This is a genomic window from Prauserella oleivorans (assembly GCF_042685745.1).
GTDB classification, from domain to species: Bacteria; Actinomycetota; Actinomycetes; order Mycobacteriales; family Pseudonocardiaceae; genus Prauserella_A; species Prauserella_A oleivorans.
In genome coordinates, this window is the sequence record NZ_JBHUNT010000001.1 from 2,694,700 (window position 1) to 2,715,774 (window position 21,075).

At 68.1% G+C, this 21,075-nt stretch carries 20 protein-coding genes; 9 read left to right on the forward strand and 11 right to left on the reverse strand.

Translation table 11 applies throughout. The features are described from left to right. Nucleotides 1-178: 178 nt before the first annotated feature. Genes ACFSZT_RS13295 through ACFSZT_RS13310 form a run of 4 tightly spaced genes read left to right on the forward strand, consistent with a single transcriptional unit; the run spans nt 179 to nt 3,967 of the window. Nucleotides 179-448 carry a hypothetical protein gene (locus tag ACFSZT_RS13295; protein ID WP_377394547.1) on the forward strand — a complete coding sequence of 90 codons (270 nt, stop codon included), beginning with the start codon at nt 179-181 and terminating at the stop codon, nt 446-448. Between the two features lie 15 nt (nt 449-463). Further along, a complete protein-coding gene (locus ACFSZT_RS13300) occupies nt 464-1,273 on the forward strand; it encodes a hypothetical protein (RefSeq protein WP_377394029.1) in 810 nt (269 codons plus the stop codon). Nucleotides 1,274-1,291: 18 nt separating this feature from the next. After that, a complete protein-coding gene (locus tag ACFSZT_RS13305) occupies nt 1,292-3,208 on the forward strand; it encodes a fumarate reductase/succinate dehydrogenase flavoprotein subunit (RefSeq protein WP_377394027.1) in 1,917 nt (638 codons plus the stop codon). A 3-nt stretch (nt 3,209-3,211) separates the two neighbouring features. Then, complete coding sequence (locus tag ACFSZT_RS13310; RefSeq protein ID WP_377394025.1) at nt 3,212-3,967, forward strand: succinate dehydrogenase/fumarate reductase iron-sulfur subunit; 756 nt, start codon at nt 3,212-3,214, stop codon at nt 3,965-3,967. 61 nt (nt 3,968-4,028) lie between these two features. Here ACFSZT_RS13310 and ACFSZT_RS13315 read toward each other — a convergent pair whose 3' ends face one another. The 4 genes from ACFSZT_RS13315 to ACFSZT_RS13330 form a co-directional block, all read right to left on the reverse strand. After that, nucleotides 4,029-4,901 (reverse strand): amino acid ABC transporter permease, encoded by an 873-nt coding sequence (locus ACFSZT_RS13315; protein ID WP_377394023.1) that lies wholly within the window; start codon nt 4,899-4,901, stop codon nt 4,029-4,031. Further along, nucleotides 4,898-5,566 (reverse strand): amino acid ABC transporter permease, encoded by a 669-nt coding sequence (locus tag ACFSZT_RS13320; protein WP_377394021.1) that lies wholly within the window; start codon nt 5,564-5,566, stop codon nt 4,898-4,900. Before ACFSZT_RS13320 ends, ACFSZT_RS13315 begins: the two co-directional genes overlap by 4 nt. Before the next feature lie 92 nt (nt 5,567-5,658). Further along, on the reverse strand, nt 5,659-6,510 hold the full coding sequence (locus ACFSZT_RS13325) for a glutamate ABC transporter substrate-binding protein (RefSeq protein ID WP_377394019.1): 852 nt from the start codon (nt 6,508-6,510) through the stop codon (nt 5,659-5,661). A 69-nt stretch (nt 6,511-6,579) separates the two neighbouring features. Further along, nucleotides 6,580-7,308, reverse strand: coding sequence for an amino acid ABC transporter ATP-binding protein (locus ACFSZT_RS13330; protein ID WP_377394545.1), 729 nt, complete (start codon nt 7,306-7,308; stop codon nt 6,580-6,582). A gap of 251 nt (nt 7,309-7,559) precedes the next feature. Between ACFSZT_RS13330 and miaB the strand changes: the two genes are divergently transcribed. The 3 genes from miaB to ACFSZT_RS13345 all read left to right on the forward strand — a co-directional run bounded on the left by miaB (nt 7,560) and on the right by ACFSZT_RS13345 (nt 10,996). Beyond that, the gene (miaB, locus tag ACFSZT_RS13335; protein ID WP_377394017.1) at nt 7,560-9,041 is read left to right on the forward strand and encodes a tRNA (N6-isopentenyl adenosine(37)-C2)-methylthiotransferase MiaB; all 1,482 of its coding nucleotides are present in this window, start codon (nt 7,560-7,562) and stop codon (nt 9,039-9,041) included. Further along, the gene (locus ACFSZT_RS13340) at nt 9,038-9,535 is read left to right on the forward strand and encodes an Rv2732c family membrane protein (RefSeq protein WP_377394015.1); all 498 of its coding nucleotides are present in this window, start codon (nt 9,038-9,040) and stop codon (nt 9,533-9,535) included. The genes miaB and ACFSZT_RS13340 overlap by 4 nt, the downstream gene beginning before the upstream one ends. A gap of 87 nt (nt 9,536-9,622) precedes the next feature. Then, on the forward strand, nt 9,623-10,996 hold the full coding sequence (locus tag ACFSZT_RS13345; protein WP_377394013.1) for an MFS transporter: 1,374 nt from the start codon (nt 9,623-9,625) through the stop codon (nt 10,994-10,996). Nucleotides 10,997-11,051: 55 nt separating this feature from the next. Here the strand turns inward: ACFSZT_RS13345 and ACFSZT_RS13350 are convergent, their stop codons facing one another. Both ACFSZT_RS13350 and sucC read right to left on the reverse strand, forming a co-directional pair. Then, entirely contained in the window at nt 11,052-12,017 is a 966-nt protein-coding gene (locus tag ACFSZT_RS13350; protein WP_377478244.1) for a succinate--CoA ligase subunit alpha, read from the reverse strand. A gap of 6 nt (nt 12,018-12,023) precedes the next feature. Continuing rightward, nucleotides 12,024-13,190, reverse strand: a complete 1,167-nt coding sequence (gene sucC / locus ACFSZT_RS13355) for an ADP-forming succinate--CoA ligase subunit beta (protein ID WP_377478245.1) — start codon at nt 13,188-13,190, stop codon at nt 12,024-12,026. Between the two features lie 217 nt (nt 13,191-13,407). On the opposite strand from sucC, the gene ACFSZT_RS13360 reads away from it, so the two are divergent. Together ACFSZT_RS13360 and ACFSZT_RS13365 are read left to right on the forward strand one after the other, a co-directional pair. Continuing rightward, nucleotides 13,408-14,154: a GntR family transcriptional regulator gene (locus ACFSZT_RS13360; RefSeq protein WP_377388068.1), complete on the forward strand. Its 747-nt coding sequence runs from the start codon at nt 13,408-13,410 to the stop codon at nt 14,152-14,154. A gap of 82 nt (nt 14,155-14,236) precedes the next feature. Then, entirely contained in the window at nt 14,237-14,425 is a 189-nt protein-coding gene (locus ACFSZT_RS13365) for a hypothetical protein (protein ID WP_377388070.1), read from the forward strand. A gap of 58 nt (nt 14,426-14,483) precedes the next feature. Here the strand turns inward: ACFSZT_RS13365 and ACFSZT_RS13370 are convergent, their stop codons facing one another. The 5 genes from ACFSZT_RS13370 to frc form a co-directional block, all read right to left on the reverse strand. Then, the gene (locus ACFSZT_RS13370) at nt 14,484-15,494 is read right to left on the reverse strand and encodes a TerC family protein (protein ID WP_377388072.1); all 1,011 of its coding nucleotides are present in this window, start codon (nt 15,492-15,494) and stop codon (nt 14,484-14,486) included. Between the two features lie 97 nt (nt 15,495-15,591). Continuing rightward, nucleotides 15,592-16,140, reverse strand: a complete 549-nt coding sequence (locus tag ACFSZT_RS13375; RefSeq protein ID WP_377388074.1) for a hypothetical protein — start codon at nt 16,138-16,140, stop codon at nt 15,592-15,594. Beyond that, nucleotides 16,141-17,547, reverse strand: coding sequence for an Nramp family divalent metal transporter (locus ACFSZT_RS13380; RefSeq protein ID WP_377388076.1), 1,407 nt, complete (start codon nt 17,545-17,547; stop codon nt 16,141-16,143). Nucleotides 17,548-17,702: 155 nt separating this feature from the next. Beyond that, nucleotides 17,703-19,838, reverse strand: coding sequence for an acetate--CoA ligase family protein (locus ACFSZT_RS13385; protein ID WP_377388078.1), 2,136 nt, complete (start codon nt 19,836-19,838; stop codon nt 17,703-17,705). Beyond that, nucleotides 19,839-21,068, reverse strand: coding sequence for a formyl-CoA transferase (gene frc / locus ACFSZT_RS13390; protein ID WP_377388080.1), 1,230 nt, complete (start codon nt 21,066-21,068; stop codon nt 19,839-19,841). Between the last annotated feature and the right edge of the window lie 7 nt (nt 21,069-21,075).

The window sequence follows — 21,075 nt, forward strand, 5'->3', positions numbered from 1 at the left end:
ACTGACACGATACAGATGGCGGTGGGCGAGCTCAAAATCGATTAAGAACGTCACGATTAGTGATCTCGATCACGCCGTTTGCGCTCGGTGTGCTACTTGTCACACTCGACCCCGGCAGGCAGAGTCGGGCGTGAGCGCAGCCGAGGACTCGGAGGTGGACAACGTGTCCAGCGCAGAAATGAGCGAACTTCGCCGCACGATCGGACAGCTGCGCCAGTGCGTCGGCGCGGTCCGGGCGCGCTACGGGGAAGGGCCGGCGGTGCGCAGGCTGGTGAACGACGTCGACCGCCTCGACATCGACGCGCTCGATCTCGACCAGGCCGTGCCGGTGCCCTCACAGTCGACGGCCGCCGAGCGGGTTCCGGTACCCGACACCCCCTACGACCCGTCGTTGTGGGACGGGGCGGACGACGAGGGCGTCGGCGGCTACCACCGCGAGCAGCGGTAAGGCGGCGGTTGCAGCGTGGCAACCACGGCCGACCCCGGGACATCAGGCCGCACCCGTGCCCGTCTCGCGGCCCGGACGTTGCGCACCGATCGCTGGTGGCTGCCGCCACTGGTGACGACCCTCGGGCTGGCGACGTTCGTCATCTACGCGGGCGTGCGCTCGTTCATGCGCACCGGCTACTGGGATTCCGAGCACCACTACCTGACGCCCTTCTACTCGCCGTGCCTCAGCGATTCGTGTGTGCCCGGCTCGGCTCACTTCGGCACGCCAATCGGGGAGTTGCCAGGATTCATCCCGCTGGCGTTCCTGTCGCTGCCGTTCCTGCTCGGCTTCCGGCTGACCTGCTACTACTACCGCAAGGCCTACTACCGCTCGATCTGGCTGTCGCCGCCGGCGTGCGCGGTCACCGAACCGCACAGCCGCTACACCGGCGAGACGCGGCTGCCGCTCATCGTGCAGAACGCGCACCGCTACTTCTTCTACGCCGCGTTCGTCATCACGGTGATCAACACCTACGACGCGATCGTGGCCTTCGACGGCGAGCAGGGCTTCGGCATCGGGCTCGGCAACGTGATCCTGCTCGTCAACGTCGCGCTGCTCTGGTGCTACACGCTCTCGTGTCACTCCTGCAGGCACGTCGTGGGCGGCCGGCTCAAGCATTTCTCCCGCAATCCGGTGCGGTACTGGATCTGGACGCAGGTCAGCAAGCTGAACACGCGTCACATGCAGTTCGCGTGGATCACGCTCGGCACGCTGGTGCTGACCGACCTCTACGTGTGGCTGGTGTCCACCGACGTCATCGCCGATCTGCGTTTCGTCAACTGAATCTCGAGGTGGCAATACATGACCGAGGTCGAGCGGCACAGCTACGACGTCGTGGTGATCGGTGCCGGCGGCGCGGGGCTGCGAGCGGTGATCGAGGCCCGGCAGCGGGGCCTGAGCGTCGCGGTGGTGTGCAAGTCGCTGTTCGGCAAGGCGCACACCGTGATGGCCGAAGGCGGCTGCGCGGCCGCGATGGGCAACGCCAACCCCAACGACAGCTGGCAGGTGCACTTCCGCGACACCATGCGCGGTGGGAAGTTCCTCAACAACTGGCGCATGGCCGAGCTGCACGCGAAGGAGGCGCCCGATCGCGTGTGGGAGCTGGAGACCTACGGCGCCCTGTTCGACCGCACCGCCGACGGCCGCATCAGCCAGCGCAACTTCGGCGGGCACACCTATCCGCGGCTCGCGCATGTCGGTGACCGCACCGGGCTCGAGCTGATCCGCACGATGCAGCAGAAGATCGTCTCGCTGCAGCAGGAGGATTATCGCGAGTTCGGCGACTACGAGGCGAGGGTCAAGGTCTTCGCGGAATGCACGATCACCGAGCTGCTCAAGTCGGGCGGGCGCATCGCGGGCGCGTTCGGCTACTGGCGCGAGTCCGGGCGCTTCGTGCTGTTCGAGACGCCCGCCGTCGTGCTCGCCACGGGCGGTATCGGCAAGTCGTTCAAAGTCACGTCGAACTCGTGGGAGTACACCGGCGACGGGCACGCGCTGGCACTGCGGGCCGGGGCGAACCTGATCAACATGGAGTTCGTCCAGTTCCACCCCACGGGCATGGTGTGGCCGCCGAGCGTGAAGGGGATCCTGGTCACCGAGGGCGTACGCGGTGACGGTGGCGTGCTCAAGAACTCCCAGGGCGAGCGGTTCATGTTCCGCTACATCCCGGATGTCTTCAAGGGACAGTACGCCGACAGCGAGGAGGAGGCCGACCGCTGGTACACCGACGCCGACAAGAACCGGCGCACCCCGGACCTCCTGCCGCGCGACGAGGTGGCCAGGGCCATCAACACGGAGGTCAAGGAAGGCCGCGGTTCCCCGCACGGCGGCGTCTACCTCGACATCGCCAGCAGGCTACCGGCCGAGGAGATCAAGCGGCGGTTGCCGTCGATGTACCACCAGTTCAAGGAACTCGCCGACGTCAACATCACGCGGGAACCGATGGAGGTCGGGCCCACCTGCCACTACGTCATGGGCGGCGTGGAGGTCGACCCGGACACGGCGTCGTCGAGCGTGCCCGGCCTGTTCGCCGCCGGTGAGTGCTCGGGCGGGATGCACGGGTCCAACCGGCTCGGCGGCAACTCGCTGTCGGACCTGCTCGTGTTCGGCCGCCGCGCCGGGCTGGGTGCCGCGTCCTATGTGGAGTCACTGCGGGAGCGGCCGAGGGTCGCCGACGCCGACATCCGCACCGCGGCCGAGTTGGCCGTGAGCCCGTTCGACCCGCCGGGCGAGGGCGTCGCGGAGGAGAACGCCTACTCCCTGCACACCGAGCTGCAGCAGAGCATGAACGAGCTCGTCGGCATCATCCGCAAGGCCGATGAGATCGAGAAGGCGCTCGACAAGCTCGCCGAGATCCGCAAACGCCTGCGGGGCGTGACGGTGGAGGGGCACCGGCAGTACAACCCGGGCTGGCATCTGGCCCTCGACCTGCGGAACATGCTGCTGGTCAGCGAGTGCGTGGCGCGGTCGGCGCTGCGGCGCACCGAGAGCCGCGGCGGCCACACCCGCGACGACCATCCCCAGATGGACTCCCGGTGGCGCAACACGCTGCTGGTGTGCAGCACCGTCGGCGGGGACCCGCTCGCGCCCGAGGTCACGGTCAGCGCCAAGGAGCAGGACCCGATGCGCCAGGACCTGCTCGAGTTGTTCGAGCTGGCCGAGCTGGAGAAGTACTACACCGAGGACGAACTCGCCGAGCATCCGGAAAGGACGGCCTGACACATGAGCTACCAGGCGAAGCTCCGGGTCTGGCGCGGCGACGCGGGATCGGGCGAGCTGCGCGACTTCGACGTCGAGGCCAACGACGGCGAAGTGGTGCTCGACCTCATCCACCGGCTGCAGGCCACGCAGGCCCCCGACCTCGCCGTCCGCTGGAACTGCAAGGCGGGCAAGTGCGGGTCGTGCTCGGCGGAGGTCAACGGCAGGCCGCGGCTGCTGTGCATGACCCGGATGTCGGTGTTCGAGCCGGACGAGGTCATCACCGTCACGCCCATGCGCACGTTCCCGGTGATTCGCGACCTGGTGACCGACGTGTCGTACAACTACACCAAGGCCAGGGAGATCCCGTCGTTCACGCCGCCGCCCGAGCTGAAGCCGGGCGAGTACCGGATGCGGCAGGTCGATGTCGAGCGCTCGCAGGAGTTCCGCAAGTGCATCGAGTGCTTCCTGTGCCAGAACACCTGCCACGTCATCCGTGATCACGACGAGAACAAGGCTGCGTTCGCCGGTCCCCGGTATCTGATGCGGATCGCCGAGCTCGAGATGCACCCGCTCGACGTCGCGGACCGGCGGAACGAGGCGCAGACCGAGCACGGCCTCGGCTACTGCAACATCACGAAGTGCTGCACCGAGGTGTGCCCGGAGAACATCCACATCACCGACAACGCGCTCATCCCCATGAAGGAGCGGGTCGCCGACCGCCGCTACGACCCGATCGTCTGGCTCGGGAACAAGCTGTTCCGCCACAAAACGCCGTGACGCACGAAGGGCGCCTCCCGTGTCGAGGGAAGGCGCCCCTCGTGAGCCGCATCGGGCGAGACTATTCGCCGGTGGCCGCGGGTTCGTTGCGCACGACCGCGCCGGTGCTCTTCTTGCGCTGTCGGTTCCACTTCTCGAGCGCGCCGGCGATCGAGGTGATGATGAAGTTCAGCACGATGTAGAGCACGGCGACGACGATGAGCGTCGCGATGGTGTTCGCGCCGTAGTTGTTGGAGATCGGCGCGACCCGGTTCAGCAACTCGGAGAAGCCCACGGCCGCGCCACCGAGCGCGGTGTCCTTCACGATCACCACGACCTGGCTGACGATCGCGGGCAGCATCGCGGTGACCGCCTGGGGCAGCAGGACGTTGGTCATGGTCTGCGACTTGCGCAGGCCGAGTGCCTGCGCCGCCTCGGTCTGGCCCTTCGGCAGCGAGAGGATGCCCGCGCGAACGACCTCCGCCAGCACCGAGCCGTTGTACAGCACCAGGCCCGTCACCACCGCGAACAACGGCCGCTGGTCCGAGTCGATGTCGGTGAAGTTGAAGTAGAACTCGTTGGCGAAGACCATCAGGATCAGCACCGGAACGGCGCGGAAGAACTCGACGATCGTCGCCGCGGGCCAGCGCACCCAGGCGTGGTCGGACAACCGCAGGATGCCGAACAGCGCGCCGATGGGCAGGGCGATGATGATCGACAACGCCGCCGCGATCAGCGTGTTCTGCAGGCCGGGAAGGATGAACGTCGTCCACACCCGGCCGTCGGTGAAGAACGGACTCCACTTGTCCCAGTCGAGCTGGTTCTTCTCGGCCATCGTGGCCAGCACCCACCAGAACACCGCGGCGAGAGCCACGAGGAAGACGATGGTGTAGCCGACGTTGCGGGCCTTGGCCTTGGGGCCGGGTGCGTCGTAGAGGACCGAGGGAGCACTCATCGCTTCACCGCCACCTTGTTGGCCACCCAGCCGAGGATCAGGCCGGTGGGCAGGGTCAGGATCACGAACCCGAGCGCGAAGATCGTGAACACGAGGAAGATCTTGTCGCTTTCGTTCTCGATCATCTCGCTCATCAGCAGCGACGCCTCGGCGACGCCGATCGTGCTGGCGATCGTGGTGTTCTTCGTGAGGGCGATCAGCACGCTGGTCAGCGGGCCGATCACGGACCGGAACGCCTGGGGGAGCACCACGATGGTCAGCACCTGGGTGAACCCGAGCCCCAGCGCGCGCGCCGCCTCGGCCTGGCCCACCGGCACCGTGTTGATGCCGGACCGGATCGACTCACAGACGAACGTCGCGGTGTAGGCGATGAACCCGAGCACCGACAGCCGGAAGTTCATCTCGTCGAAGTTCTGGCCGGCCAGCGTCATGCCCAGGGTCTGGTTGAGCCCCAGCGAGGTCGCCAGGATGATCAGGGTGAGCGGGGTGTTCCGCATCAGGTTGATGTAGGCGGCGCCGAACGCGCGCATCAGCGGCACCGGCGAGACGCGCATGCCGGCCAGGATCGTTCCCCAAATCAGCGCGCCGATCGCGGAGAGGACGGTCAACTGGACCGTGACCCAGAACGCGCCGAGTACGTCGTACTCGCTCAGGAAATCGAACACGGTGGTGCTCCTCAGCTCCGGTCCGAAACGAGCCTGGGCCGGCCGGGTAGGCCGACCCAGGCTCGCCGTCGGTGTGTCTCAGTGCGGCCGGATCACTGGTCGATGGCCGGCGGCTCCGGGACCTTGTAGCCTGCGGGGCCGAACCACCGCTCCGCGGACTTCTTCCAGGTGCCGTCCTGCTGCATCTTCCGGATGGCGTTGTTGATCGCCTGGCGGCCCTCGGTGTCACCCTTGCGCAGACCCACGCCGTACCGCTCGTCGGAGAGGTTCGCGCCCACCAGCTTGAACTTGCCGGGGTTCTGCGCGGCGTAGCCGGCGAGGATCGTGTCGTCGGTGGTCAGCGCGTCGACGGCGCCGCTCTCGAGGCCGTTGAGGCACTGCGAGTAGCCCGCGTACTCCAGCAGGTCGGCCTGCGGCGCGAAGTCGTTCTTGACGTTCTGCGCCGACGTCGATCCGCGCACCGAGCAGAGCTTCTTGTTGTTGAGGTTCTCGGCGCTCTTGATGGAGTTGTCGTTGGCCCGCACGAGCAGATCCTGATGCGCGATGAAGTACGGACCGGCGAAGTCCACCTTCTGCTTGCGCTCGTCGGTGATCGAGTAGCTGGCGACGATGAAGTCCACGTCGCCCTTCTGGATCATGTTCTCGCGCTGGGCGGACGGCGTCTCGACGAACTCGATGTCGCCCTCCTCGACGCCCAGCTCCTTGGCGATGTACTTGGCGACGTCGACGTCGAAGCCCTCGTACCCACCGTCCGGCGTCTGCAGCCCGAGGCCCGGCTGGTCGATCTTGATGCCGATCGTCAGCCTGCCCTGCTCGGCGCGCTGTACCAGGGACTCGTTCTGGGAATCGCCACCGCCGTTGCCGCCGCCACCGCCACAGGCGGCGAGAGCGAGGCTGGTGGCCGCCACGACGGCGCCAACACGCAATACTCTGCTGAACCGCATTTCGTCTCGTGTTCCTTCCAGTGTGATGTCCCCGCGCGCGTCAGCTGCCCGGCGGGCCACGGGCGGGGCTTAGTGAGTCAGGATCTTGCCAAGGAAATCCTTGGCCCGCTCGGACTTCGGGGCACCGAAGAAGTCGTCGGGAGTGGAGTCCTCGACGATCTCGCCGTCGGACATGAACAGCACGCGGTGCGCGGCTCGCCGGGCGAAGCCCATCTCGTGGGTGACGACCAGCATCGTCATGCCCTCGTCGGCCAGCGCCGTCATGGTGTCGAGCACCTCCTGGACCATCTCGGGGTCCAGCGCGGACGTCGGCTCGTCGAACAGCATCACCTTCGGCCGCATGGCCAGCGCCCTGGCGATGGCCGCGCGCTGCTGCTGGCCACCGGAGAGCTGTGCCGGATACTTCTGCGCCTGGTCGGCGATACCGACGCGCTCGAGCAGCTCCATGGCGGTCTGCCGCGCCTCGGCCGCGGACACCTTGCGCACCTTCTGCGGCGCCAGCGTGACGTTGTCGAGGATGGTCTTGTGCGCGAACAGGTTGAACTGCTGGAAGACCATGCCCACGTCCGCGCGCAGGGCCGCGAGCGCCTTGCCTTCGGCGGGCAGTGGCTTGCCGTCGATCGCGATCTCGCCGGAGTTGATCGGTTCGAGCCGGTTGATGGCCCGGCACAGCGTCGACTTTCCCGACCCGGAGGGCCCGAGCACCACGACGACCTGCCCCTTCGGGATCTCGATGTCGATGTCCTTGAGGACGTGCAGGTCACCGAAATACTTGTTCACCGCGGTCGCCCTGATCATGGGCACCGCGGATGCTTCGGTACTCATCTTGCCTCCATCGCGGTGAGCTGCCGGGTCGACGGCATCTCCGGCACCACCGGGATTGAACACCTTCGGGGCAATCCCGGCACGTCGTTCAGATCAAATCGCAACTTTATGTGCCCATTCGCAACATGACGCGCGTGACTGAGCACACTGTGTCCGAACCTTAGCCACCCTGCGTTCACCAGGCGTCCTGAGGTGCCGACCTGCCGTTGACCTACCCTGGTGACGTGAGCAGGACGTACCAGATCCGCACCTTCGGCTGCCAGATGAACGTGCACGACTCCGAGCGCCTTGCCGGCCAATTGGAGGAAGCGGGTTACGTTCCTGTTGCCGACGGTGACGCTGCGGACCTCGTCGTGCTCAACACCTGTGCGGTGCGCGAGAACGCCGACAACAAGCTGTACGGCAACCTGGGGCACTTGCGCGCGCGCAAGAACGAGCATCCCGGCATGCAGATCGCGGTCGGTGGCTGCCTCGCGCAGAAGGACCGGGGCGACATCGTCAAGCGGGCGCCGTGGGTGGACGTCGTGTTCGGCACCCACAACATCGGGTCGTTGCCGGTGCTGCTGGAGCGCGCCCGGCACAACGCCGAGGCGCAGGTGGAGATTCTCGAGTCGCTCGAGACGTTCCCCTCGACGTTGCCGGCCCGCCGCGAGTCCGCCTACTCGGGCTGGGTGTCGATCTCGGTGGGCTGCAACAACACCTGCACGTTCTGCATCGTGCCGTCGCTGCGCGGCAAGGAGCGCGACCGCAGGCCCGGCGAGGTGCTCGCCGAGGTCGAGGCGCTCGTCGCCGAGGGTGTGCTCGAGGTGACGCTGCTGGGGCAGAACGTGAACTCCTACGGCGTCGAGTTCGGCGACCGGCTGGCGTTCGGCAAGCTACTGCGCTCGTGCGGGTCGGTCGAGGGGCTCGAGCGGGTGCGGTTCACCTCGCCTCATCCCGCGGCCTTCACCGACGACGTCATCGAGGCGATGGCCGAGACCCCGAACGTCTGCCACCAGTTGCACATGCCGTTGCAGTCGGGATCCGACCGGGTGCTCAAGGCGATGCGCCGGTCGTACCGGTCGGCGCGGTTCCTGTCCATCCTGGACAAGGTGCGGGCGGCGATGCCGGACGCCGCCATCACCACCGACATCATCGTCGGCTTCCCCGGCGAGACCGAGGAGGACTTCGAGCAGACGCTCGAGGTGGTGCGCCAGGCGCGGTTCTCGAGTGCCTTCACCTTCCAGTACTCGAAGCGTCCCGGAACGCCCGCGGCCGAGATGGAGGGCCAGCTGCCGAAGGAGGTCGTGCAGGAGCGCTACGACCGGCTCGTCGCCCTGCAGGACGAGATCTCCTGGGAGGAGAACCGCAAGCTCGTCGGAGAGCGGGTGGAGCTGCTGGTCGCCACGGGCGAGGGGCGCAAGGACGCCGAGACGCGCCGGATGAGCGGCCGCGCCCGTGACGGACGGCTCGTGCACTTCACGCCGGACGGTCCGGCGGTGGACGGGTCGGTGCGGCCGGGTGACATCGTGGAGACGACGGTGACCTATGCCGCGCCGCACCACCTGGTCGCCGATGGCGAGCTGCTGTCCCACCGGCGCACGCGCGCGGGCGACAACGCCGAAGCGGGCCGGCGGCCGAAGACCAACGGCGTGAGTCTGGGCCTGCCGTCGTTCGGGCAGCCGGCCGCGGCCGCCGCGCCGGCCGGGGGAGGGTGCGCGCTGTGAGCGAGGGTGAGCAGGACCGCGCCCGCGACGGCGAGCACGATCCCGATCTCGACGAACTGGGAGCCGACGTCGACGCCGCGGTGGACGGGGCCGTGCGGACCGTGGAGTTCGGCAGGCGTGGCTTCGGTATCGCCCTGGCGGTCTTCGGCGCCGTGCTGGGTCTGGTGCTGCCGTGGGCAGGCGGTCATGCCGGCTGGGAGGTGCTGGCAGGAGAGGGCGATGCGATCCCGCGGTTGTTCGCCGCGACGTCCAGCGGGTTCGGCATCCTCGCCTCGGCGCTGGCACTCACGACACGGCGCTGGTGGCTGACTTGGGTGTGCTCGCTGGGCTGCTGGGTGGCCGCCGTCGACGGGCTGCTGGCGATCTGGTCGCAGCAGTCGTCCTCGGCGAGCGGCCACCCGGGCGCGGGCCCGGGCATCGGCATGGTCATCGCGTTCGTCTGCATGGTGGTGCTGGGCGTGCAGTGGGTGCGCGTCGCCTGGTCCCGGACCTGACAGACCCCGGCGTGGTGTTATCGACATCACACTTCCGCAGTGGCATACTGACGACGACATACTGTATGCACTAGCGGCGGTGGTCCGATGACGAGCGCGCACGCACTCCAGGTCAGGGAGATCCGGGACTTCTACGGCAGGCGATACCGGGTCGGCGAGAGCGATCGCGACCTGCTCGGCCGTTCGCGTGGGTGGATGCTCTGGTGCGCGTGGCTCGCCATGCTCGCGGCCAGCCTCGGCCAGTACGGCTACGGCGCGCTGATGCCGGTCATCGCCGACACCCACGGCTGGACGCTCGCGCAAAGCGGCTGGGTGCTCGCCGTCTGGATTCTGTGCCAGAGCGGCGCCGTGTATCCCGCGGCACGGCTGCGCACCACGCTCGGGTTGCGGCCGGCCGCGCCGATGATCGTCGGCGCCGCCCTGTGCGGTGCGGGTCTGGTGTCGCTGGGCGGTTCCGGCAGCTTCGCGGCGGTGCTGCTCAGCCACGGCGTGCTCGGCGGGATCGGCGCCGGGCTGATCTATGGGACGGCCCTCGGCGTCGTCGCGCGCTGGTATCCGGAGCGGCCGGGACGCACGGCGTTCGTCGGCGGTGCCTTCGCCTACGGGTCGATCCCGTTCGTCGTGCTGGCGGGTCAGTTCTCCCGGCCGCGGGAGCTCGAGACGTTCCTCGGCATCGCGGGGGTCGCCGTGGTGGTCGTGGTCAGTGCGGCGGCCGTGTTGTTGCGGGACCCGCCCGAGCACTGGTGGCCCTCCCATGTGGACCCACGCCGGTGGGCGCTGGACAAGTCCCTCAATCCCGGGTTGCGTGTCAACCGGCCGCCGATCCGGCGGTACTCGGCGGCGGAACTCCTGCGCTGCCGTGCGTCGATCCTGCTCGTGCTCGCCGTCACGTGCCTGACCGCGATGATCCTCTTCGACATCGCCTACCTCGCCGTGTTCGCGACCCACAGTGGATGGTCGGTCGGCTTCGGTGCTGTGGTGCTTGCCGTGCTCGCGGCGGCGAGCGGCGCGACCCGGACCGCCGAGGGCTGGGCAGGCGACCGGTTCGGCCGGCCGCGCGTCGTGCGCACGGCCTTGTGCGCCGGGGGACTGGCGCAGCTGGTCCTCCTCGTCGCGGGTACCCAGGGCAACGCCGCGCTGCTCCTGCTCGGCGCCGCGCTCGCCGGGGCGTCGGCGGGCGCGTGCTACGGCCTGCTGCCCGGACTGGTCGAGGGTCACTTCGGCGAGCAGCCCGGGCTGCCGAACTTCGCCGTCTTCTACGGCGCGAAGTCGCTCGGCGGGCTGGCCGGGGTGGCGCTCGCGGGCTACGTCGTCGCCGGCACGGGAAGCTACGCGGTGCCGTTCGCCGTCGCGGCCGCACTGGGCGTGGTGGGCGCGGGCCTCGTCGGGCTGCTGCGCCAGCCCGGCAGGCCACCGCTGGCGCTGCCGGGCACGGCCGAGCCGGTGCTCTCCGGGCGCTGAGCACGCCGCGGACCGTCCACTGTGGTCGGCATGACCATCGGCGTCCGGTGTGGACTCAGGAGTCGGGGACGAGTTTCCGGGCGAGTGCGGCGGTTTCGGAGGGGGTCTTGCCGACCTTGACGCCGGCGGCCTCGAGGGCTTCCTTCTTGGCCTGGGCGGTGCCGGCGGAGCCGGAGACGATGGCGCCGGCGTGGCCCATGGTCTTGCCCTCGGGGGCGGTGAAGCCGGCGACGTAGCCGACGACCGGCTTGGTCACGTTCTGCTTGATGTAGTCGGCGGCGCGTTCCTCGGCGTCGCCGCCGATCTCGCCGATCATCACGATGACCTCGGTGTCGGGGTCGTTCTGGAAGGCCTCGAGCGCGTCGATGTGGGTGGTGCCGATCACCGGGTCGCCGCCGATGCCGACGCAGGTGGAGAAGCCGATGTCGCGCAGCTCGTACATCATCTGGTAGGTCAGGGTGCCCGACTTGGACACCAGCCCGATCTTGCCCGGGCCGGTGATGTCGGCCGGGATGATGCCGGCGTTGGACTGGCCCGGCGAGATGACACCCGGGCAGTTCGGGCCGATGATGCGGGTCCCCGGGGTTCGGGGTGTCCCCGACGACGCAGCGCCCGGGGCGCAGGCGCCGGTGCCGGCACCGCTGGGCGAGGCACCGCCTGCGCCCTTGGCGCAGGCGTGTGCCCAGAAGTAGGCCGAGTCGTGCACCGGGATGCCCTCGGTGATCACCACGGCGAGCTCGATCTCGGCGTCGATGGCCTCGATCACGGCGTCCTTGGCGAACTTGGGCGGCACGAAGATGACGCTGACGTTGGCGCCGGTTTCCTTGATGGCCTCCTCGACCGTGCCGAACACGGTGAGCTCCTTGCCGGCGATGGTGACGGTCTGGCCGGCCTTGCGGGCGTTGACGCCGCCCACGATGTTCGAGCCGGCCTGCAGCATCTTGGTCGCGTGCTTGGTGCCCTCGGACCCGGTGATGCCCTGCACGATGATCTTGCTGCTGGAATCGAGGAAGATCGACATGATTTCTTACGCTCCTGCCGCCAGCTCGGCGGCCTTGTCCGCCGCGTTGTCCATGGTGTCCACCTGCGTGACCAGCGGGTGGTTGGCCTCGTTGAGGATGCGGCGGCCTTCCTCGACGTTGTTGCCGTCCAGCCGCACCACCAGCGGCTTGGTCGCCTCCTCACCCAGGATCTTCAACGCCTCCACGATCCCGGTCGCGACCGCGTCGCAGGCGGTGATGCCGCCGAAGACGTTGACGAACACGCTCTTGACCGCCGGATCGCCCAGGATGACATCCAGCCCGGCGGCCATCACCTCCGCCGAGGCGCCCCCACCGATGTCGAGGAAGTTCGCCGGCTTGACCCCGCCGTGCTTCTCCCCGGCGTAGGCCACCACGTCCAGGGTGGACATCACCAGGCCCGCGCCGTTACCGATGATGCCGACCTCACCGTCGAGCTTGACGTAGTTGAGGTCCTTGGCCTTGGCCTTGGCCTCCAGCGGATCCTCGGCCTGCTTGTCGACCAGCTCGGCCTGCTTGGGCTGCCGGAAGGCCGCGTTCTCGTCCAGGGTGACCTTGCCGTCCAGCGCGACGATCTTGTCCTGCGGGTCCCGCACCAGCGGGTTGACCTCGACCAGCGTGGCGTCCTCGGCCACGAAGGTCTCCCACAGCTTCACCAGCACCTCGGCGGCCTCGTCCTTGATCGCCTCAGGGAACTTCCCGGCGGTAAGGATCTCCAGCGCCGTGGCCCTGTCCACCCCGGCGAGCGGGTCGACCGGCACCTTCGCCAGCGCCTCCGGCCGCTCCACCGCCAGCTGCTCGATCTCCATGCCGCCCTCGGCCGAGGCCATCGCCAGGAAGGTGCGGTTGGCCCGATCCAGCAGGAAAGAGACGTAGTACTCCTCGGCGATGTCCGAGGCCTCGGTCACCAACACCCGACGCGTGATGTGACCCTTGATGTCCAGGCCCAGGATCGCCTCGGCCTTCTCCTTCGCCTCCGCCGGGCTCCCGGCCAGCTTCACACCACCGGCCTTACCCCGGCCACCGGTCTTCACCTGCGCCTTCACCACAACCTGCCCGCCGATCCTCTCAGCGGCCGCCTGCGCTTCTTCGGGGGTACTCGCCACGGCACCGGGCAACACCGGAACACCATGGGCGGCGAACAAATCCTTCGCCTGATACTCGTAGAGGTCCACGTCGTAAGAATACAGTATGTTGTATGCAAAGGTCGAGGTTTCCGTCTCCCGGGAAGCGGTCAATTCCCCGAGGGGAAGGAGGAGACGGATATCACTCGCTGTAGTGACTGGCGTCACCGGCAAGGGACATACTGCTCATTGTATGCTGTAGGCAGTCGACCAGTTAGCCGACGCCCTTGGCCGAAATGGCCGGACTACGTGACTTTTGGAGTACACCATGCCGTCGACCGAGTTGCCGCAGCAGTTGTCTGCCCGCCGGATCGACCGGCCTGTTCCGCTGCGTGAGCGGGTCTACCAGGCGATGCAGGAACTGATCATCTCGCGGCAGCTCGCCCCGGGTCAGCACCTCGTGGAGAGTGAGCTGGCCGAGATGCTCGGAGTATCCCGGCAGCCCATCCGCGAGGCGCTCCAGTTGCTGAACTCCGAGGGCTGGGTCGACCTGCGGCCCGGCTACGGAGCGTTCGTGCACGCGCCCACGGCGGCCGAGGTCGACCAGCTGCTGGTCGTCCGTAGTGCTCTCGAGGCCGAGTCCGCCCGGCTGGCCGCGTTGAACGCCGACGCGGAGGGCATCGCGCGACTGCGCAAGATCTGCGCCGAGGGCGAGGCGGCCGTCGCGGCCGACGACATCGACGCCATGGTGGCGGCCAACGCCGAACTCCACCGCCGGGTCACCGAGCTCTCCGGCAACCAGGTGCTGCTCGACTTCGTGGCGCAGGTGGACCGTCGCGTGCGGTGGTACTACACGCCGATCGCCCGCCACCGCGGCACACAGTCGTGGCAGGAGCACGCCCGGCTGATCGACGCCATCGAGGCCGGCGACGCGGACACCGCCGCGAGCGTCATGCGGGCGCACACCGAGCGGACGCGGGAGTCCTACCTGGAACAGCGTCGCGAGAACCCGGAGCCGGACGTCACGCCGGTCCAGGTGCGGTCGCGACGCAGGCGGACCGCGCCGCGCACCTGATTCGTTCTCCGAAACCGACCGGTCGTCGCACTGCCGCGGCGTACCGGAGAGTCGATGACGCCTGCGAAGGGAGGTGAGAAACATGCGTAGCTTCAAGGACATGCTCAGGTCCCTCACCGAGGAGCCCCGCGGCTTCAATGCCGACGGTCGTGTGGTGGGCCTGGGGCTGGCGACCGCCCAGGACAAGGCCCGCCGGCAGACCGGGGCCGAGGCCGAGGACTACCTGCGCGGCCGTGCCACCGACGATCGCCGCGGCACGCCGACGCGGTGACGGCCGGACCGGCGCTGCCAATGGAGCCAGCGCGTCCGGCCCGGCCGGGCACCGGCGCTCAGTCGGCCTGCGCTTCGGCGACGTCGTGGACCTCGTCCACCTCGCCGACCTCGCGCACCGGCTCACGGAGCCGGTCCCGGCGCACCTTGACCAGGCTCGCGACGGTGGTGATGGCGAGCGTGCCGACGATGACCCCGAGCGAGACCAGAATCGGGATCTCGGGCGCCCACGGAACACCGTGGTGATGCAGCGTCTCGGCGATGAGCTTCAAGCCGATGAACCCCAGCACCACCGCCAGGCCCTGGCTCAGATAGACCAGGCGATCGAGCAGGCCGCCGATCAGGAAGAACAACTGCCGTAGCCCCATCAGCGCGAACGCGTTCGCCGTGAACACCAGGTACGGCTCCTTCGTCAGGCCGAAGATCGCCGGAATCGAATCCAGCGCGAACAACAGATCCGTCGTGCCGATGGCGATCATCACGATGAGCATGGGCGTCACGAGCCGCTTGCCGGCCCGGCGGATCGTCAGCTTTGCGCCGTTGTACTCGTCCGTGGCGGGCAGGAAACGCTTCGCCGTGCGGAGTACCGCGTTCTCCTTGAACTCGTCCTCGTCGTCGGAGTGGGTCAGCAGTTTCCACGCGGTGTAGAGCAGGAACGCGCCGAAGACGTAGAACAGCCAGTCGAAGCGCGCGATGGCCTCGGCGCCGACGGCGATGAAGAGGCCGCGCAGCAGCAGCGCCACGATGATGCCGATCAGCAGCACCTTCTGCCGGTACTCCCGCGGCACCGCGAAACTCGTCATGATGATGACGAACACGAACAGGTTGTCCACCGACAGCGAGTACTCGGTGATCCAGCCCGCGAAGAACTCGCCGCCGTACCGGGGCCCGGCCAGCGTGAGCACACCGATGCCGAACAGTACGGCCAGCGTCACGTAACCGGACACCCAGAGCGTGCATTCCCGCAGGGACGGATGCCGCGGGTTGCGGGTCACGAGATAGAAGTCGAACGAGATGATCGCCAGGAGGCCGGCGATCGTGGCCAGCCACATCCACACCGGAATGTTCAACGGTCGCCCCAATCTGGCGCAGGTGTCACCTCGGGAGAGCCACGGCCATCCGCCCGCAGCGAGCGGATGGTCGTGCCCCTCCTCGGCGGAGTTGTCGTCAACGTTGCCGGGTCGCGGCGCGGCTCCGGTTCTGGCGCCGGGCCTGCCGCTGTTCGTAGACCTGCTTGGCGTAGGCGGCGTACACGCTGTAGATGCCGGCGGCCTCGGGGTTGTGCGGGGCCACCTTGCGCCACCACCGCGGGGCGATGCGCTCGTGCAGCCAGAGGTACCCGATGGCGAAGCCGGCGCTGAGAATTCCTTGGTAGGCAAGGAACCCGAGCAGGTCCGGAGGTAGCTGTGGCCGTCCCGTGAGGATCAGGTGCGTGAGCACCTCGTGGGTCAGCCGCGCGAGCGGGAACCCGACGAGCCAGAACAGCGCGGCCGGTGCGAACGCTCCGATCCGTACCTTCCGGTGGGCGACCAGCAGACTGTATCCACCGCTCAGCAGGCTGAGGGGGACACCGAGCGCGAGCATGCTGACCAGCGCCCAGCCGGCGGGCTGACCGACGATGCCGGCCAGCCCGCCGGCCACCACGCCGGCGATGAGTCCTACGACGAACCCGGGGAAGGCGAGTTCGCCGAGCCGGAGCAGGCGTGTCGTGTCCACTCAGCTCACGACCACACCGAAGCGGAACAGGCTGTAGAACAACATGCCCAGGTAGAACAGCGCACCGAACGCGATGATGACGTTGATCCACCACCGTGGCCGGATCGGCTTGGGCAGCATCCTGTTGTTCACGAGCAACAGCACGACACAGTAGGCGCCCATCGCGAACGTGGAGAGGAACGCCAGGATGTCGAGCACTCCGCTCGGCCCGTCGGCGGGCCCGAACAACAGGATCAGGATGCCGAAGATGATCACACCCCACAGGAACGCGGCGTAGAGGTGGGATATCTTGAACCGCTTCGCGCCGGGGACGAAGAAGTACGTCATGTCCGCCTGGCCACGCGAGAACGAGTCGAACAGACCCAGGGTCGCGTTCAACCCGATCAGCGCGATGAACCCGAAGAACAGCCCGCCGAGAATGGGCCCGCCCGCCGCGGCGAACGCATCGGACATGGCGTTCAGTGCCGCGTCCCGGTCACCGCCCTCGATGAGGGTGCGGACGTTCGGGTTCTGTCGTGCCGCCGACTGGGCCAGCACGGTGAACGACACGGTCACCAGCATCGTGATGCCCCAGAAGAGCAGCAGGGCATCGAAGGTGACCCAGCGCCGCCAGCCCTTCCACTTCTTCATCTCCGCGGGATCGCTCGTGTCGAACATGAACCCGCGTGCGGGCATCTCCTCCTGCTCGGCGGAGTGGCGCAGGCCGCGGATCTTCGGCACGTGGGCGCCCATGCCGGCGCCGCTGTCGCGCAGATGCAGCGTGTACCACATCTGCTGCATGCCCGACGGTCCGGCGAAGGCGATGGAGCCGACCACGATGGGGAACCACGCCGCCGACATGGCCTCCGACGGGAAGTAGCCGAAGGCGAACATGCCGGTGATGGTGCTGGTCAGATCGCCCCAGCTGCCGACGATCGAGGCGATGATGGCCGTGCCGATGACGAGCGTGCCGATCAGGATCGACAGCACGTTCTCCAGCAGGTTGTAGATCACCTTCGCCAGCGTGAAGATGATCCCGACCAGCACCAGGGCGATACACGCCGTCACCACCCAGGGGATGCCCGTGATCTCCTCGAACGCCGCGGCGCCGGCCGAGAGGTGACCCGGCCAGATGTAGACGAGTATCGCCACGGCGAAGAAGAACCACATCAGCGGTTTGAACACACGCGCCGCGCCGGTGAAGATGCTCTCGCCCGTGGCCATCGCGTAGCGGGCCATCTCCAGCATGACCACCGCCTGCAGGGTCACACCGATCAGGAACAACCATCTGATCTCGGGGCCGAACACGAGCACGAGTCTCGGCCACATGTACGACTCACCCATGCCGACGCCGAGTGCCACGAGGAACACGGTCGGGCCGAGCAGGTGGATCGCGGGCGGTGCGTCAGGCAGCTTGCGGATCGGCATGGGATCGAGCCGTCCGGCTCGCCACACCCGTTCGGCCTGGCCCGTGTCAGCGCCGGGTTGTCCGCCGGCTCCCGAGACGGGGACTTTCGAAGAATCCACCATTGGACCTCCAGTTGTCGATGTGGCTGCCCCCTGCTGCGGGTGGCGGACAGCTCTCAGCCGAGCAGCCCGGCCGCCCTCGCCCAGCGGTACTTCGCACCGAGCACCGCGACCGGTCGTTCGGTGGTGTACGGATAGGCGATGATCCGGTGATCGAAGAGGTAGTCGCTGGCCTTCTCGACCTCGGTGTCGCCGGCCAGCGACGCGACGACCGGCTTGTCGATGCCCTTCTCCCGCGCTTCCTCGACGACCCGGGCCGTCAGTTCGGCGAACACCATCGGCGGCGTGACGATCGTGTGCCAGTAGCCGAGGATGAGCGCGTGGATCCGCGGGTCCTCCAGCCCGAGCCGGATCGTGGCCTCGTAGGTGGACGGGGGCTCGCCACCGGTGATGTCGATGGGGTTGCCCGCCGCGCCGAACGGTGGAATGTAGCGCCGGAAGGCCTCGTCCAGGTCGGGTGGAATGTCCATCAGGGACAGTCCCGCCTCGACGCACGCGTCGGACAGGAGGACCCCCGACCCGCCCGCGCCGGTGATGATGACGACGTTCTCGCCCCGCGGCGTCGGCAGGAGCGGAAGTCCGCGCGCGTACTCGAGCATCTCGTTCAGCCCCGGCGCGCGCACGACACCCGCCTGCCGCAGGATGTCGTCGTAGACCTTGTCGTCGCCGGCGAGCGCACCCGTGTGCGAGCTCGCGGCGCGCGCGCCGAGCGCGGTGCGGCCCGCTTTGAGCACCACCACTGGCTTCTTCTTCGTCATCCGCTGCGCGGTCTCGACGAAGGCCCGGCCGTCCTTGAGGTCCTCGAGGTGCATGGCGACGGCCTGCGTGTTGTCGTCCTGTTCGAAGTAGGTCAGCAGGTCGTCCTCATCCACATCGGACTTGTTGCCGAGTCCGACGATCGCCGACACGCCCATCTTCGTGGTGCGGGCGAAGCCGAGGATGGCCATGCCGATGCCGCCGCTCTGCGACGTCAGCGCCACGCCGCCCTTGACGTCGTACGGCGTACAGAACGTCGCGCACAGGTTCTGTGGCGTGTAGTAGTAGCCGTAGATGTTCGGGCCGAGCATCCGGATGTTGTACCGGTGGGCGATGTCGACGATCTCGTCCTGCAGTTCCTGGTTGCCGGTCTCGGCGAAGCCGGACGGGATCATCACGGCGGCCGGGATGCCCTTCTCGCCGCACTCGGTCAGCGCGCCCGCCACGAACTTGGCGGGGATGGCGAACACCGCGACGTCGACGCCGTCGGGCAGGTCGCTCACCGACGCGTAGGCCTTGCGGCCGAGGATCTCCTCCGCCTTGGGGTTGACCGGGTGGATGTCGCCCGCGAACCCGCCGTTGACGAGGTTCTTCATCACCGAGTTGCCGATCTTGCCCTCCTGATCGGAGGCGCCGACCACGGCGACGGACCGTGGGTTCATCAGGCGCGTCATCGAGGAGAGGATCTCCTCCTGCGACGGGCGTACCGGCTCGGTGACCTCGCCGGTCTCGACGAGGATCCGGATGTCGGCGGCGGTGGCGCCCCGACCGTCGGCGAACACGGGGTTCAGGTCGAACTCCCGGATCTCCGGGAAGTCGGTGACCAGGCGCGACACCTTCTCGATCACGTCGGCGAGCGCGCCGACGTCCACCGGCTCCGCGCCGCGGGCGCCGTGCAGCACCTCCGCCGCCTTGATGCCGTCCACCATGCCGGCGGCCTCGGTGACGTCGACCGGCGCGAGCCGGAACGTGACGTCCTTGAGGACCTCCACCAGCACGCCGCCGAGCCCGAAACAGACGACCTTGCCGAAGGTCGGGTCGGTGACCGCGCCGATGATGACCTCCTGGCCACCACCGACCATCTGCTGCACCTGGACGCCGGTGATGGTCGCCGACGCCCGGTACGCCTTGGCGTTGGCGACGATCTTGTCGAAGGCCTCCCTGGCCTCGTCCGGTCCCTCGACGCCGACGATCACGCCGCCCGCCTCGGTCTTGTGCAGGATGTCCGGGGAGACGATCTTGCAGACCACCTTCTGCCCGATCTCCGCGGCCAGCGCCGCGGCCTCGTCGGCGGTCGTGGCGAGCCCCTCGCGCGGGGTCGGGATGCCGTAGGCGTCGGCGACTCGCTTGCCCTCCGGCGCAGTGAGCGCGTCGCGGCCCTCCGCGCGGACGCCGGCGAGAATCTCGCGGACGGTGGCCTTGTCCGGTGTCGCCACTCAGATCACTCCATTCGCCTTGAGCTCGGCGAACTGGTCCTCGTCCAGGCCCAGCTCGGTGCGGTAGATCTCTTCGTTGTGCTCGCCCAGCAACGGCGAGCGCTCGATGTCGACGGCGGAGTCGGACAGCTTGATCGGGCAGCCGACGGTCTTGAACTCGCCGCGCTTCGGGTGGTCGACCGACACCACCATCTCGTTGGCCTCGAGCGAGGGGTCCTCGATGATCTCCTTGGTGGACAGCACCGGCCCGCACGGGATGTTGTGCTCGTTGAGCCGGGCCAGCACCTCCCACTTGCCGTGGTTGATGCTCCAGTCCTCGATGAGCTGGAACATCTTGTCCAATTTGTTCAGGCGCGCCTCCGGTGTCGCCCACTCCGGGTCGTCGGCGAGTTCCGGCCTGCCGATGAGTTTGGTGATCGGTTCCCAGCCCACGGGCTGCACGATGACGTAGATGTAGTCGTTGGGACCGCCGGGTGCGCACCGGACGGCCCAGCCCGGCTGCCCGCCGCCCGAGGCGTTGCCCGAGCGCGGCACGGTGTCGCCGAACTCCTTGTTCGGGTACTCCGCCAGCGGTCCGTGCGTGAGCCGCTGCTGGTCGCGGAGCTTGACCCGGCAGAGGTTGAGCACGGCGTGCTGCATGGCCACCGAGACGCGCTGCCCGCGCCCGGTGTGTTCCCGCTGGTAGAGCGCCGCGAGGATGCCGGCCACCGTGTGGATGCCGGTCCCGGAGTCACCGATCTGCGCGCCGGTGGCCAGGGGCGGTCCGTCCTCGAAGCCCGTGGTGCTCATCGAGCCGCCCATCGCCTGGGCCACCACCTCGTAGGCCTTGAAGTGGGTGTAGGGGCCCTCGCCGAATCCCTTGATGGAGGCGTAGATCAGGCGCGGGTTGATCTCCCGCAGCCGGTCCCAGGTGAAGCCCATCCGGTCGACGGCGCCGGGGCCGAAGTTCTCGGCGAGCACGTCGAACTTCGGCAGCATCTCGGTGAAGATCCGCTTACCCTCGTCGGTCTTCAGGTTGAGCGTGATGCTGCGCTTGTTGCAGTTCAGCATCGTGAAATAGAGACTGTCCACATCGGGTAGATCGCGCAGCTGCTTGCGCGTGATGTCACCGCTCGGCGCTTCGAGCTTCACCACGTCGGCACCGAGCCAGGCGAGAATCTGCGTGGCGGACGGACCCGACTGGACGTGCGTCATGTCGAGAACACGGACACCCTCGAGTGCTTTACCCATGAAACAG

What these genes read in the sequence shown, in the direction of transcription:
- ACFSZT_RS13295 (WP_377394547.1), top strand. Translation starts at nt 179, where the DNA reads ATGAGCGAACTTCGCCGCACGATCGGACAGCTGCGCCAGTGCGTCGGC.
- ACFSZT_RS13305 (WP_377394027.1), top strand. Translation starts at nt 1,292, where the DNA reads ATGACCGAGGTCGAGCGGCACAGCTACGACGTCGTGGTGATCGGTGCC.
- ACFSZT_RS13310 (WP_377394025.1), top strand. Translation starts at nt 3,212, where the DNA reads ATGAGCTACCAGGCGAAGCTCCGGGTCTGGCGCGGCGACGCGGGATCG.
- ACFSZT_RS13315 (WP_377394023.1), bottom strand. Translation starts at nt 4,901, where the DNA reads ATGAGTGCTCCCTCGGTCCTCTACGACGCACCCGGCCCCAAGGCCAAG.
- ACFSZT_RS13325 (WP_377394019.1), bottom strand. Translation starts at nt 6,510, where the DNA reads ATGCGGTTCAGCAGAGTATTGCGTGTTGGCGCCGTCGTGGCGGCCACC.
- ACFSZT_RS13330 (WP_377394545.1), bottom strand. Translation starts at nt 7,308, where the DNA reads ATGATCAGGGCGACCGCGGTGAACAAGTATTTCGGTGACCTGCACGTC.
- ACFSZT_RS13345 (WP_377394013.1), top strand. Translation starts at nt 9,623, where the DNA reads ATGACGAGCGCGCACGCACTCCAGGTCAGGGAGATCCGGGACTTCTAC.
- ACFSZT_RS13350 (WP_377478244.1), bottom strand. Translation starts at nt 12,017, where the DNA reads ATGTCGATCTTCCTCGATTCCAGCAGCAAGATCATCGTGCAGGGCATC.
- ACFSZT_RS13360 (WP_377388068.1), top strand. Translation starts at nt 13,408, where the DNA reads ATGCCGTCGACCGAGTTGCCGCAGCAGTTGTCTGCCCGCCGGATCGAC.
- ACFSZT_RS13365 (WP_377388070.1), top strand. Translation starts at nt 14,237, where the DNA reads ATGCGTAGCTTCAAGGACATGCTCAGGTCCCTCACCGAGGAGCCCCGC.
- ACFSZT_RS13380 (WP_377388076.1), bottom strand. Translation starts at nt 17,547, where the DNA reads ATGCCGATCCGCAAGCTGCCTGACGCACCGCCCGCGATCCACCTGCTC.
- frc (WP_377388080.1), bottom strand. Translation starts at nt 21,068, where the DNA reads ATGGGTAAAGCACTCGAGGGTGTCCGTGTTCTCGACATGACGCACGTC.